General features: G+C 69.9%; 11 protein-coding genes. 2 read left to right on the top strand and 9 right to left on the bottom strand.

All coding sequences use genetic code 11. From position 1 onward, the window contains the following. Positions 1-469: 469 nt before the first annotated feature. The 9 genes from pssA to ACFXGI_RS10815 all read right to left on the bottom strand — a co-directional run bounded on the left by pssA (position 470) and on the right by ACFXGI_RS10815 (position 11,555). Positions 470-1,255 (bottom strand): CDP-diacylglycerol--serine O-phosphatidyltransferase, encoded by a 786-nt coding sequence (pssA, locus tag ACFXGI_RS10855; RefSeq protein ID WP_384705127.1) that lies wholly within the window; start codon positions 1,253-1,255, stop codon positions 470-472. A 73-nt stretch (positions 1,256-1,328) separates the two neighbouring features. Beyond that, entirely contained in the window at positions 1,329-1,985 is a 657-nt protein-coding gene (locus ACFXGI_RS10850; protein WP_384705088.1) for a phosphatidylserine decarboxylase, read from the bottom strand. 186 nt (positions 1,986-2,171) lie between these two features. Further along, the gene (locus ACFXGI_RS10845; RefSeq protein ID WP_030868030.1) at positions 2,172-3,377 is read right to left on the bottom strand and encodes an acyl-CoA dehydrogenase family protein; all 1,206 of its coding nucleotides are present in this window, start codon (positions 3,375-3,377) and stop codon (positions 2,172-2,174) included. Positions 3,378-3,379: 2 nt separating this feature from the next. Next, on the bottom strand, positions 3,380-3,892 hold the full coding sequence (locus tag ACFXGI_RS10840; protein ID WP_384705087.1) for a MaoC family dehydratase: 513 nt from the start codon (positions 3,890-3,892) through the stop codon (positions 3,380-3,382). Between the two features lie 5 nt (positions 3,893-3,897). After that, positions 3,898-4,872 carry an HpcH/HpaI aldolase/citrate lyase family protein gene (locus tag ACFXGI_RS10835; protein ID WP_383510234.1) on the bottom strand — a complete coding sequence of 325 codons (975 nt, stop codon included), beginning with the start codon at positions 4,870-4,872 and terminating at the stop codon, positions 3,898-3,900. After that, on the bottom strand, positions 4,869-6,920 hold the full coding sequence (locus tag ACFXGI_RS10830; RefSeq protein ID WP_384705086.1) for a protein meaA: 2,052 nt from the start codon (positions 6,918-6,920) through the stop codon (positions 4,869-4,871). Before ACFXGI_RS10830 ends, ACFXGI_RS10835 begins: the two co-directional genes overlap by 4 nt. Positions 6,921-6,969: 49 nt before the next feature. Beyond that, positions 6,970-8,307, bottom strand: coding sequence for a crotonyl-CoA carboxylase/reductase (ccrA, locus tag ACFXGI_RS10825; RefSeq protein WP_384705085.1), 1,338 nt, complete (start codon positions 8,305-8,307; stop codon positions 6,970-6,972). A gap of 430 nt (positions 8,308-8,737) precedes the next feature. After that, the gene (locus tag ACFXGI_RS10820; protein ID WP_384705084.1) at positions 8,738-9,565 is read right to left on the bottom strand and encodes a TetR family transcriptional regulator; all 828 of its coding nucleotides are present in this window, start codon (positions 9,563-9,565) and stop codon (positions 8,738-8,740) included. Between the two features lie 175 nt (positions 9,566-9,740). Further along, a complete protein-coding gene (locus ACFXGI_RS10815) occupies positions 9,741-11,555 on the bottom strand; it encodes a 3-hydroxyacyl-CoA dehydrogenase family protein (protein ID WP_384705083.1) in 1,815 nt (604 codons plus the stop codon). Positions 11,556-11,925: 370 nt separating this feature from the next. Here ACFXGI_RS10815 and ACFXGI_RS10810 point away from each other — a divergent pair, with 370 nt between their 5' ends. Both ACFXGI_RS10810 and ACFXGI_RS10805 read left to right on the top strand, forming a co-directional pair. After that, positions 11,926-12,486 (top strand): adenylosuccinate lyase, encoded by a 561-nt coding sequence (locus ACFXGI_RS10810; RefSeq protein WP_384705082.1) that lies wholly within the window; start codon positions 11,926-11,928, stop codon positions 12,484-12,486. 31 nt (positions 12,487-12,517) lie between these two features. Beyond that, the gene (locus ACFXGI_RS10805) at positions 12,518-12,988 is read left to right on the top strand and encodes a RidA family protein (protein ID WP_384705081.1); all 471 of its coding nucleotides are present in this window, start codon (positions 12,518-12,520) and stop codon (positions 12,986-12,988) included. Positions 12,989-13,004 lie beyond the last annotated feature (16 nt).

The following is a 13,004-nucleotide window of genomic DNA, read 5'->3' as shown; positions in this document are numbered from 1 at the left end:
CGCCCCTTCCCCCCCCCCCCGCCGCCCCCCCCCGGGGGGGGCGGGGGGGGGGCCGGGGGGGGCCGGGGGGGGGGGCGGGGGGGGGGCGCTGCCCGGGGTAGGCATGATTTATGGCCCCTGAGCGGGAGCGCCGTGTGCCCGGGGGCCTGGGCCACAAATCACGTTTTACACCCCGGACAGCGCCCCACCCCGCCCCCGACCCCGGCCGGCTGGCTTCGATTGAGCTGCCCGGGCGGGGACGGTGGCGGGGCGGGGGGTCGTCCGGGGTGTAAAACGTGATTTGTGGCCCGTAACCCGGCCGAGGTCGTCGATGCCGGGACGGGGCCATAAATCATGCCTACCCCGGACGGCCCCCCGCCCCGCCACCGGCCCCGCCCCCTCGCAGCGCCAGTGCAGGCGGAGGCTCCCGGGTACGCGAAGGGCCCCCGGGGTGTGATCACCTCGGGGGCCCTTCGGGGACTGCGTGCGGCTACGGGAGCTGCGACGCCGCTCGCGCCTCGCGGCGGTTGTGGCGGAAGGTGTTCGCGCGACGGGTCGTCGCGAACAGCGGGATGGTCGCCGCCAGAGCGATCTGCAGGGCGCAGCCCGCCTGAAGCAGCACCTGACCGCCCGGAGCGTCGAACGCCCAGGCCGCCAGGAGGCCCATGGCCCCGATGATCCAGCTCAGCATCGCCACCGCGAGGACGCCCCGCGGCTTCGGGTACTCGACCCGGCTCACCATCAGCCAGGCCACCCCGATGATCGCCAGGAGCGTCGGGATGAACGGCAGCTCCAGCAGGACGATCGAGACGACCGTCAGCGCGCCGAAGGGGCTCGGCATGCCCTGGAACATGCCGTCCTTCATGGTCACGCAGCTGAATCTCGCGAGTCTGAGCACCACGGCCAGCAGCACCACGATCGCGGCCAGCGCGGACATCTTCTGCACAGCGTCGTCGGCGACCATGCCGTACACGAGCACGAAGTACGCGGGAGCCAGGCCGAAGCTGATCAGGTCGGACAGGTTGTCCAGCTCGGCGCCCATCGGCGAGCTGCGCAGCTTGCGGGCCACGATGCCGTCGAAGAGGTCGAAGACCGCGGCGAGCAGCATCAGTATCACCGCCGTCGCGGCGCTGTTGCGGGCCATGCCCGACTCGCCGCTGCCGGTGAGGTGCGGGATGAGGATCCCGGTGGTGGTGAAGTACACCGCCATGAATCCGCACGTCGCGTTGCCGAGGGTGAGGGTGTCCGCTATCGACAGCCGCAGCGAGAGCGGCATGTCGTCCTCGGCGGACTCCTCCTCCGCGGCCTCGGGTACCCAGCCGCCCGACGGTGTGGTGGGAGTCTCAGGGTCAGTCACGGTCAATTCGGGTCACCCCCGCGGTGGTGGCCTGTCCGACCTCGACCGCGACCTCGACACCCTCGGGGAGGTAGATGTCGACGCGGGAGCCGAAACGGATCAGACCGATGCGTTCGCCCTGCTCCACCTTGGTGCCGGCCGGCAGGTACGGGACGATGCGGCGTGCGACGGCGCCGGCGATCTGCACCATCTCGATGTCGCCGAGTTCGGTGTCGAAGTGCCAGACAACGCGTTCGTTGTTCTCGCTCTCCTTGTTGAACGCCGGGACGAACCCGCCCGGGACGTGCTCCACGGACGTCACCGTGCCCGCGAGGGGCGCGCGGTTGACGTGGACGTTCAGCGGGCTCATGAAGATCGCGACCCGGGTCCGCCCGTCCTTCCACGGCATGATGCTCTGCACCACACCGTCGGCGGGCGAGATGACACGGCCCTGCGTGATCTCACGCTCGGGGTCGCGGAAGAACCACAGCATGCCCGCCGCGAGAGCGGTGGTGGGCACGGCCACCGCGGCCCAGCGGCCGGACTTGCGGGCCCGGGTGAGGCTGAGCGCAGCGGTGGCGACGGTCGGCAGAAGCCACGGCGATGCTCCGCGTGCGAGACGTCCACCGAGGATGCCGACGCGAGGTGCAGAGGTTTGGCTGTGGGGCATGGATGACCTTCGTAGCGGGTGATTGCCGCGCCGCAAACAGGGGGACGGGACGGCGGCTTTACTGGAATGCTATCGGTTGCACGCAACAACTGGGCAAGCCAGAAGCCGAGTCGATGGCCGCCAGCCAGTGACTGCCAGTGATTCTTTTGCGACGAACCCATGGAGGATCCGCCGCAAAAGGGACTTTCAGCCCTGCAGTCGGTACTCCTCGAGCAGGCGTCGACCGATGATCATTTTCTGGATCTCGGCCGTACCCTCACCGATCAGCAGCATCGGTGCCTCCCGGTAGAGGCGCTCGATCTCGTACTCCTTCGAGAACCCGTAGCCGCCATGGATACGGAAGGCGTCCTCGACTACCTCCTTGCAGTATTCGGAGGCGAGGTACTTCGCCATCCCTGCCTCCAGGTCGTTTCGTTCCCCGGAGTCCTTTTTGCGTGCTGCATTGACCATCATCGCATGGGCGGCCTCGACCTTGGTAGCCATCTCGGCCAGCTTGAACTGGATGGCCTGGTGCTCGGCGATCGCCTTGCCGAAAGTGTGACGTTGCTGGGCATAGGAGACACCCAGCTCGAACGCACGCTGAGCGACGCCGCAGCCACGCGCCGCCACGTTCACGCGGCCGACCTCGACCCCGTCCATCATTTGGTAAAACCCTCGGCCTGTCTGGCCTCCGAGGACCCGATTGGCCGGAATGCGCAGTCCGTCCATGATCAGCTCGGTCGTGTCGACGCCCTTGTAGCCCATCTTGTCGATCTTGCCCGGGATGGTCAGGCCCGGACGGACCTCACCGAAGCCCGGCTCCTTCTCGACGAGGAAGGTCGTCATCGACTTGTGCGGGGCCGTGCCCTCGGGGTGTCCTTCGTCACTTCGGACCAGGACGGCCACCAGGGTCGAGGAGCCGCCGTTCGTCAGCCACATCTTCTGGCCGTTCAGGACGTACTCGTCGCCGTCCTTCACCGCCTTCGACGTGATGGCCGACACGTCGGAGCCCAGCCCCGGCTCGGACATCGAGAACGCGCCGCGCACCTCGCCGAGTGCCATGCGGGGGAGGAAGTGGTCCTTCTGCTCCTGCGTGCCGTGCTGCTTGAGCATGTACGCCACGATGAAGTGGGTGTTGATGATGCCCGAGACGGACATCCAGCCCCGAGCTATCTCCTCCACGCACAGCGCGTAGGTGAGCAGCGACTCACCCAGGCCGCCGTACTCCTCCGGAATCATCAGGCCGAAGAGGCCGAGCTCCTTGAGGCCGTCCACGATCTGCTGCGGGTACTCGTCACGGTGTTCGAGCTCGGTCGCGACCGGGATGATCTCCTTGTCGACGAACTCCCGGACGGTCTTGAGGATCTCCCGCTGGACGTCGGTCAGCCCGGCGGTCTGGGCGAGTCGGGCCATGGCTACTTCCCCTGTTCCTTCAGCTGCGGGCGGCCGGGCTGCTCGCCGCCGCGCTCCTTGATGTACGCCTCGGTCGGGACCATCACCTTGCGCCGGAAGACGCAGACGAGGGTGCCGTCCTGCTTGTAGCCCTTGGTCTCCACGTAGACGATCCCGCGGTCGTTCTTCGACTTGGACGGGGTCTTGTCCAGGACGGTCGTCTCGCCGTAGATCGTGTCGCCGTGGAAGGTCGGCGCCACGTGCCGCAGCGACTCGATCTCCAGGTTGGCGATGGCCTTCCCGGAGACGTCCGGCACGGACATGCCGAGCAGCAGCGAGTAGATGTAGTTGCCCACGACCACGTTCTTGCCGAAGTCGGTCGTGTTCTCGGCGTAATTGCTGTCCATGTGGAGCGGGTGGTGATTCATGGTCAGCAGGCAGAAGAGGTGGTCGTCGTACTCCGTGACCGTCTTCCCGGGCCAGTGCTTGTAGAGCGCACCGACCTCGAACTCCTCGTACGTGCGTCCGAACTGCATCGGGATCAGGCCTCCGGGATCTCGAACTTGGTGGTGCGCTGCATGCCGGCCGCGCGGCCCTTGCCCGCGATGACCAGGGCCATCTTGCGGCTGGCCTCGTCGATCATCTCGTCGCCGAGCATGGCCGAGCCCTTCTTGCCGCCGGCCTCGGAGGTGCACCAGTCGTACGCGTCGAGGATCAGCTCGGAGTGGTCGTAGTCCTCCTGGGAGGGGGAGAAGACCTCGTTGGCCGCGTCGACCTGGCCCGGGTGCAGCACCCACTTGCCGTCGAAGCCCAGCGCCGCCGCCCGGCCCGCCACCTCGCGGTACGCGTCCACGTCGCGGATCTGCAGGAAGGGACCGTCGATCGCCTGGAGGTTGTGCATGCGGGCCGCCATCAGGATCCGCATCAGGATGTAGTGGTAGGCGTCCGCCGGGTAGCCGGGCGGCTGCATGCCCACGACCAGCGACTTCATGTTGATCGAGGCCATGAAGTCGGCCGGGCCGAAGATGATGGTCTCCAGCCGCGGAGAGGCGGCGGCGATCTCGTCGACGTTGACCAGGCCCTTGGCGTTCTCGATCTGCGCCTCGATGCCGATCTTGCCGACCTCGAAGCCCATCGTCTTCTCGATCTGCGTCAGCAGCAGGTCCAGCGCCACGACCTGCTGGGCGTCCTGGACCTTCGGCAGCATGATGCAGTCGAGGTTCTGGCCCGCGCCCTCCACGACCGTGATGACGTCGCGGTACGTCCAGTGCGTGGTCCAGTCGTTGACGCGCACGACCCGGGTCTTGCCGGTCCAGTCACCGTTGTTCAGCGCGTCCACGATCGTGTGGCGGGCGCCTTCCTTGGCGAGCGGGGCGCAGGCGTCCTCCAGGTCGAGGAAGACCTGGTCGGCCGGCAGGCCCTGGGCCTTCTCCAGGAAGCGCGGGTTCGATCCCGGCACCGCGAGGCAGGAGCGGCGCGGACGCAGCCGGTTCACGGGGGAAGAGGGCGTGGTCATGCGGGGACCTCCAGAGGGTCGAGCTTGTTCGCTTTCCGGATCTCGTCGACGATACGGCCGATGATCTCCGTGATACCGAAGTCCTTGGGTGTGAAGACGGCGGCCACGCCGGCCGCCTTGAGGGCGATGGCGTCGGCGTTCGGAATGATGCCGCCGAGGACCACGGGGATGTCACCCGCCCCCGCCGTACGGAGGCGTTCCAGCACGTCCGGCACGAGCGCGCTGTGCGAGCCGGACAGGATGGACAGTCCCACGCAGTGCACGTCCTCGGCCAGCGCCGCCGAGGAGATCTCCTCGGGCGTCAGCCGGATGCCCTGGTAGACCACCTCGAATCCGGCGTCGCGGGCCCGCACGGCGATCTGCTCGGCGCCGTTGGAGTGCCCGTCCAGGCCCGGCTTGCCGACCAGCAGGCGCAGCCGGCCGGAGCCGAGGTCCTCGGCGGTACGGGCGACCTTCTCGCGGACGAGGGCCATGGGCGTGCCCTCCTCGGCGGTGACCGCCACCGGGGCCGAGGAGACCCCGGTCGGGGCGCGGAACTCGCCGAACACCTCGCGCAGGGCGTTCGCCCACTCACCGGTGGTGACACCCGCGCGGGCGCACTCCAGGGTGGCCTCCATCAGGTTCTCGGTCCCGGCCGCGGCCTCCTTGAGCCGGTCCAGGGACTGCATCACCGTCGGGAAGACGAACGGGTCGCCGTCGCCCTGCCGGTCCGAGGACTCCTGCCGCTCGGCCCGCCAGCGGGTGATCCGCTCCACGGTCAGCGCCTCGACGGCCGGGTCGACCGTCATGATGGCGCCGTCCAGGTCGGCCGTCAGCGGGTTCTCCTCGGTCTGCACGAAGCAGTTCACGCCGACGATCTTGTCGTCGCCGGCCTCGATCCGGGCGCGCCGCTCGGCGTGCGAGGAGACCAGCTGGGACTTCAGGTACCCGGACTCGACGGCGGCCATCGCGCCGCCCATCTCCTGGATCCGGTCGATCTCGGCCAGGCAGTCGACGACCAGGGAGTCGACTTTGGCCTCGATGACGTGGGATCCGGCGAAGATGTCCTCGTACTCCAGCAGGTCGCTCTCGTGCGCCAGGACCTGCTGGATGCGCAGCGACCACTGCTGGTCCCAGGGCCGGGGCAGGCCCAGCGCCTCGTTCCAGGCGGGCAGCTGCACGGCGCGGGCGCGGGCGTCCTTGGAGAGGGTGACCGCGAGCATCTCCAGCACGATGCGCTGGACGTTGTTCTCCGGCTGGGCCTCGGTCAGGCCCAGGGAGTTGACCTGGACGCCGTACCGGAAGCGGCGCTGCTTGGCTTTCTCGATGCCGTAGCGCTCGCGGGTGACCTGGTCCCAGATGCGGCCGAAGGCGCGCATCTTGCACATCTCCTCGATGAAGCGGACGCCCGCGTTCACGAAGAACGAGATACGGGCGACCACTTCGCCGAAACGATCCTCCGGGACCTGGCCGGAGTCGCGCACCGAGTCCAGCACGGCGATCGCGGTCGACATCGCGTACGAGATCTCCTGGACCGGGGTGGCCCCGGCCTCCTGGAGGTGGTACGAGCAGATGTTGATCGGGTTCCACTTCGGGATGTGGTTGACCGTGTACGCGATCATGTCCGTCGTCAGGCGGAGCGAGGGCCCGGGCGGGAAGACGTGCGTCCCGCGCGAGAGGTACTCCTTGACGATGTCGTTCTGGGTGGTGCCCTGGAGCTGGGCGATGTCCGCGCCCTGCTCCTCGGCGGCCACCTGGTAGAGCGCCAGCAGCCACATGGCGGTGGCGTTGATCGTCATCGAGGTGTTCATCTGCTCCAGGGGGATGTCCTGGAACAGCCGCCGCATGTCACCCAGATGGGAGACCGGGACCCCGACCCGGCCCACCTCGCCGCGGGCGAGGATGTGGTCGGGGTCGTAGCCGGTCTGCGTCGGGAGGTCGAACGCGACCGACAGGCCGGTCTGGCCCTTGGCGAGGTTGCGGCGGTACAACTCGTTGGACGCCTCGGCCGTGGAGTGGCCGGCGTACGTCCGCATGAGCCACGGACGGTCTTTCTGGCGCTCTGTCATCTCAGGCGATCCTTATGGCCTTTGAGCCGACTCAGACGATTCAGACGGTTCAGATGTTGCGGAAGCGGTTGATCGCCTCGAGGTGCGTCGCGCGCAGCTCGTGGTCGCGCACGCCCAGGCCCTCCTCGGGGGCCAGCGCCAGGACGCCGACCTTGCCCTGGTGGAGGTTGCGGTGGACGTCGTACGCGGCCTGGCCGGTCTCCTCCAGGGAGTAGACCTTGGACAGCGTGGGGTGGATCTTGCCCTTGGCGATCAGGCGGTTGGCTTCCCACGCCTCGCGGTAGTTGGCGAAGTGAGAGCCGATGATCCGCTTGAGCGACATCCACAGGTAGCGGTTGTCGTACTCGTGCATGTAGCCCGAGGTCGAGGCGCAGGTGGTGATGGTGCCGCCCTTGCGCGTGACGTAGACGCTCGCGCCGAAGGTCTCCCGGCCGGGGTGCTCGAAGACGATGTCGATGTCCTCGCCGCCGGTCAGCTCGCGGATGCGCTTGCCGAAGCGCTTCCACTCCTTGGGGTCCTGGGTGTGCTCGTCCTTCCAGAACTTGTAGCCCTCGGCGCTGCGGTCGATGATCGCGGTCGCACCCATCGAGCGGCAGATGTCCGCCTTCTGCTCGCTGGAGACCACGCAGATCGGGTTGGCGCCGCCGGCCAGCGCGAACTGGGTGGCGTACGAGCCGAGTCCGCCGCTGGCGCCCCAGATCAGGACGTTGTCGCCCTGCTTCATGCCGGCGCCGTTGCGCGAGACCAGCTGGCGGTAGGCGGTGGAGTTGACCAGGCCGGGGGAGGCGGCCTCCTCCCAGCTCAGGTGGCCGGGCTTCGGCATCAGCTGGTTGGACTTGACGAGGGCGATCTCCGCCAGGCCGCCGAAGTTGGTCTCGAAGCCCCAGATGCGCTGCTCGGGGTCGAGCATCGTGTCGTTGTGGCCGTCCGAGGACTCCAGCTCGACCGAGAGGCAGTGCGCGACGACCTCGTCGCCCGGCTTCCAGGAGTTGACGCCCGGGCCGGTGCGCAGCACGACGCCCGCGAGGTCGGAGCCGATGACGTGGTACGGGAGGTCGTGGCGCTTGCTCAGGTCGCTGAGCTTGCCGTAACGCTCCAGGAAGTTGAAGGTCGACACCGGCTCGAAGATCGACGTCCAGACCGAGTTGTAGTTGACCGAGGAGGCCATGACGGCCACCAGGGCCTCGCCCGGGCCGAGCTCCGGCACCGGGACCTGGTCGAGGTGCAGGGACTTGCGCGGGTCCTTCTCACGGGTGGTGAGCCCCGCGAACATCTCCGCCTCGTCCTTGTGCACGGTGATCGCGCGGTACGAGTCGGGGAGCGGCAGGGCCGCGAAGTCGGCGGCCGTTGCGGCCTGCGACTGGATCGCGTCCAGGATGTCCTTCACGGTGTGCCTCCGGCGAGCGCTGAGGGTGCGCTGAGGGATACGCGGGTGCGTGGAACGGGTGTGGTGTGGGTGGTGCTGGCGTACTGCGAATGCCGTCGGTCCGGTGGGGGTCCCCCCGCCGAAGGCAGGGGGAGAGCTGTGGTGCTGGCGCGATGCCCGTGGTGAGGCGTGCGCTCGGGGCCTGGTGACGCAGGCATCCGGGGCGCGGTTCGTGCCGAGTGGGCGTGGACCGCGGGGACATCCGGACGAGATTCAACGTATGGCACCCCGTGTCACCTAGCAAGGCACCGCGTGCCAAAACTTTCTCTCATTTGCCTATTGACCTGCGCAGATGAGCGATGATCGATCAGGGTTACCCGCGAGTAGGGGCAAGTCGGACAAACAAAAGCGGCCGCCCCCGGAACGGGAGCGGCCACTGTGATGTGTGCGACTACTGCTTGTTTCTGAGCGCTTCCTCGATGGTCCGCATGACCTCGTCGAGCGGGGCGTCCGTACGGGCCACCGCCACCAGCACCTCGCCCTGTGTACGGACCTGCGCCGGCGCGGCCGGGGCCGCTGCCGGCGTGGTGCCCAGGGTGCGGCCCGCGCCGATCCCCGTGCCGAAGGTCTTCCGCACGATCGAGAAGGCGTGGTCCAGCTGCGCCTCCACGTCCCCCTGGCCGCCCGCCCGCAGCCAGCGCCGCAGCACGTGGTTGTGGGCCGTCACGACCGCCGAGGCGGCCACCTCGGCCAGCAGCGGGTCGTCGTTGCCGTCGTGGTGGTCGGTCTCGTCGAAGTGGGCCAGCAGGTAGCGGGTGAACAGCCGCTCGTACCGGGCCACCGAGGCGATCTCCCGCTCCCGCAGCGCCGGCACCTCGCGGGTGAGCCGGTAGCGCTCCACCGACACCGCCGGCGAGGCGGCGTACATCTTCATGACTTCCTTGATCCCGCGGCACACCGTGTCGAGCGGGTGCTCGTGCGCCGGGGCCACGTCCAGCACCGCCTCGGCCCTGGTCAGGGTGTCGTCGTGGTCCGGGAAGATCGCCTCTTCCTTGGACCGGAAGTGCCGGAAGAAGGTCCGGCGCGCCACCCCCGCCGTCGCGGCGATCTCGTCGACCGTCGTCGCCTCGTACCCCTTGGTCGCGAACAGCTCCATGGCGGCGGCGGCGAGCTCGCGGCGCATTTTGAGCCGCTGGGCGGCCGCCTTGGTGCCCGCCGGGCTCTCGGTGCTGTCGGAGGCCGTGGCGGCGCGGGGCGAGGTCTTGGCGGGCTGGGACATAGAGCGAAAGTACTTCATTCGCGCGGGGGAGCGCGCCTGAGGGGGGTGGGGCAGGGGTGGATGCGGGGGAGGGCCCGCACTGGGCTCGGAAGGTACGTCCTGCCGTGAGGGTGCGGCAGACCCGAGCAGCCCTCCCCACGCATCCGGCTCTGGGGGCACCTGGCCGGGGCGCTGATTACCGGCGGGCGTACTCACGGAATCCGCGGCCGGTCTTGCGGCCCAGGCAGCCCGCCGCCACCAGGTGCTCCAGCAGCGGGGACGGGGCCAGGCCGGGATCGCGGAACTCCTTGTGGAGCACCTTCTCGATCGCCAGCGAGACGTCCAGACCGACGACGTCCAGGAGCTCGAAGGGCCCCATCGGGTAGCCGCCGCCCAGCTTCATCGCCGCGTCGATGTCGTCGAGGGTCGCATAGTGCTGCTCGACCATCTTCACGGCGTTGTTCAAGTACGGGAACAGCAGCGCGTTGACGATGAACCCGGCCCGGTCCCCGCAGTCCACCGGGTGCTTGCGCACCTTGAGGCAGATCTCGCGGACCGTGGCGTGCACGTCGTCGGAGGTCAGGACGGTCCGGACCACCTCGACCAGCTTCATCGCCGGAGCCGGGTTGAAGAAGTGCATGCCGATCACGTCCTGCGGACGCGAGGTCGCGCGGGCGATCGCGATCACCGGCAGGGAGGAGGTCGTGGTGGCCAGCACCGCGCCGGGCCTGCAGATCTTGTCGAGGGCCGCGAACAGCTCCTGCTTGACCGCCAGGTCCTCGGCGACCGCCTCCACGGCCAGGTCCACGTCGGCGAAGGCGTCCAGCGAGCCGGCCGGGGTGATCCGCTCCAGCGTCCGCGCCGCGCTCTCCTCGGTCAGCCGGCCCTTGGACACCGCACGGTCCAAGGACTTTCCGATCGCGGCCTTCGCGGCGGACGCCTTCTCCTGGCTGCGGGCGGCGAGCACCACCGCGAAGCCGGCCTGCGCGAAGACCTGCGCGATGCCGCTCGCCATGGTGCCGGAGCCGGCCACGCCGACCTTCGCGACCGGCCGGCCCTCGCCGAGCCGGGCCCCGTCCAGCGGGGTCTGGGCGTCGCGGACGACGGCGGAGCCGCCCGGCTCCCCGTACGTGTAGAAGCCGCGCCCGGCCTTCTGTCCGGTCAGGCCCGCCTCGGCGAGGTGGCCCAGGATCGGGGCCGGGGCGTGCAGCCGGTCGCCGGAGGAGGCGTACATGGCCTCCAGGACGGTCCGGGCGGTGTCCACGCCGATCAGGTCGAGCAGCGCGAGCGGGCCCATGGGCAGACCGCAGCCGAGCCGCATCGCCGCGTCGATGTCCTCGCGGGAGGCGTACTTCGACTCGTACATCGCGGCGGCCTGGTTGAGGTACCCGAAGAGCAGGCCGTCCGCGACGAAGCCGGGGCGGTCACCGACGGAGACGGGCTCCTTGCCGAGCTCGCGGGCCAGCAGGGTGACCGCCTCGACGGCCGGCGGGGCGGTCAGGACGCTGGAGACCACCTCGACCAGCTTCATCGCCGGGGCCGGGTTGAAGAAGTGCAGGCCGAGGACGCGCTCGGGGCGCTGCGACTCGGCGGCGAGCCGGGTCACCGACAGGGCGTTGGTGCCGGTGGCCAGGATCGTGTCGGGGCGGACGATCGCGTCGAGCTCGCGGAAGAGGCGCTGCTTGAGCTCGTAGCTCTCCGGGACGACCTCGATGACGAGGTCGGCGTCGGCCGCGGCGGACAGCTCGGTGAAGGTGCGGAAGCGGGCGAGCACGCCTTCGCGCTCCTGCTCGGTGAGGCGCTCGCGGACAACCGAACGGGCCGTGGCGGCCGAGAGGGCGGCCGTGGCCCGGCGGGTGGCGGCCTCGCTGATGTCGATGCCGATGACCTCGCGGCCGGCCTGGGCGAGGACCTCGGCGATGCCGGTGCCCATGGTGCCGAGGCCGATGACGGCGATGGTCTGGAAGGCGGACTGGCCGGTGGACTGACTGGACGTGGACGGAAGGTCCATCGCGGGACTCCAGTGGAAGAGGGTGACGACTGAGGGGGCCGCACGGCGCACGACGCGCGGCGGAGATACCGGCCCGTGAGGAAACGCGGGGCGGAGAACGGCGGACCCTGTCCCGGGGTCGCGCCGTACACGAAAGGCAGCAGAGGTAGCTGGTGCACGGGAATCGTGGGAGCTACCGGACCGACTGATACGGGGCGGCTGCGTCACCAGGCCGGCCTCGTACGTTGAAGGGAGCGTAACCCGCCGGTAACTGCCGCGCCAGAGCACGGAGATGTGACCTGTACCGCCCAAATGTACCGATCATCGATCATCGATCAACCATCTGCGGAAACCCGGCGTGGCGGCGGCCGCGCCGCCCTAGGGTGGCCGGGTGAACGACGTGCTGGAGCGCCTGCGAACGGAATCCGGGGAGTCCCCGCGGTACGGGGAGCTGCTCGCGGCGGGCCCCGACGCGCTGGCCGCCTCCCTGACCTCCGCCGGCCTGCCCCTGTGGGCCCGCGAACTGGCCGCGTACCGGCTCGGGCTGGCCGGGGACCGGCGGGCCTTCGAGCCGCTGGTGCTGCTGCTCAACCACCGCGACCCGCCGCGCTGCGCGGCCGCCGCCGAGGCGCTCGCCGTCCTGGGCGACCCGCGCACCGCCCGGGCGGCGGCGGCGCTGGCCACCAACACCCTGCGCACGGCCTACGCCCTGCAGCCCGTACGGCTCCTCACGATCCTGCGCGCCCCCGAATCGGCGCCGGTCCTCATGGCCACGCTGTCCCGGCTGCTGTCCCCGCACGAGCCGTACTGGCGGGTGGCCCTGGCCTGCGTGGAGGGCCTCGGCGCCCTCGCCGACCCGCGCGCCAGGGAGGTCCTCACCCGCGCCCAGTCCCACCCCCGCCTCGCGGTGGCGGCGACGGCGGCCCTGCGCACACTGCGCACACCGCGCTGACATCGCCGGCCCCGCTGACATGATCAGCCACATGAGCGACCTCACGAGCGGGCCCGACGACCACCGCGACCACCGCGGCCACCGCCACATCACGCGCGTCGCAGCGCCGGAAGGCGTCCACCCCGGTACGGGCTACAGCCACGTCGCCTGGGGCACCGGGCGGTTCATCGCGGTCTCCGGCCAGTGCGCCTTCGACGAACAGGGCCGGATCGTCGGCGAGGGCGACGCCGCCGCGCAGGCCCGCCAGGTGTTCGAGAACCTCCGGCGCTGCCTGGCCGCGGCCGGGGCGGCCTTCGACGACGTGGTGAAGCTGACGTACTTCGTCACGGACATCGCCCACCTCCCGGCCGTCAGGGAGGCGCGCGACGCCGTCATCCCCGCCGACCTGCTGCCGACGTCCTCGGCCGTCCAGGTCGCCGCCCTGATCCGCCCGGAGCTCCTGCTGGAGGTGGAGGCCTTCGCCGTCCTGCCGGTCCCACCCGTCCCGTCACCCGCAGGCTGAAGCCGTCCCGGCCGCG

The organism is Streptomyces sp. NPDC059355, assembly GCF_042752335.1.
In the GTDB taxonomy this organism is placed as follows: domain Bacteria; phylum Actinomycetota; class Actinomycetes; order Streptomycetales; family Streptomycetaceae; genus Streptomyces.
The sequence above is the reverse complement of the archived record's forward strand: the minus strand, read 5'-3'. Positions and strand labels throughout refer to the sequence as shown.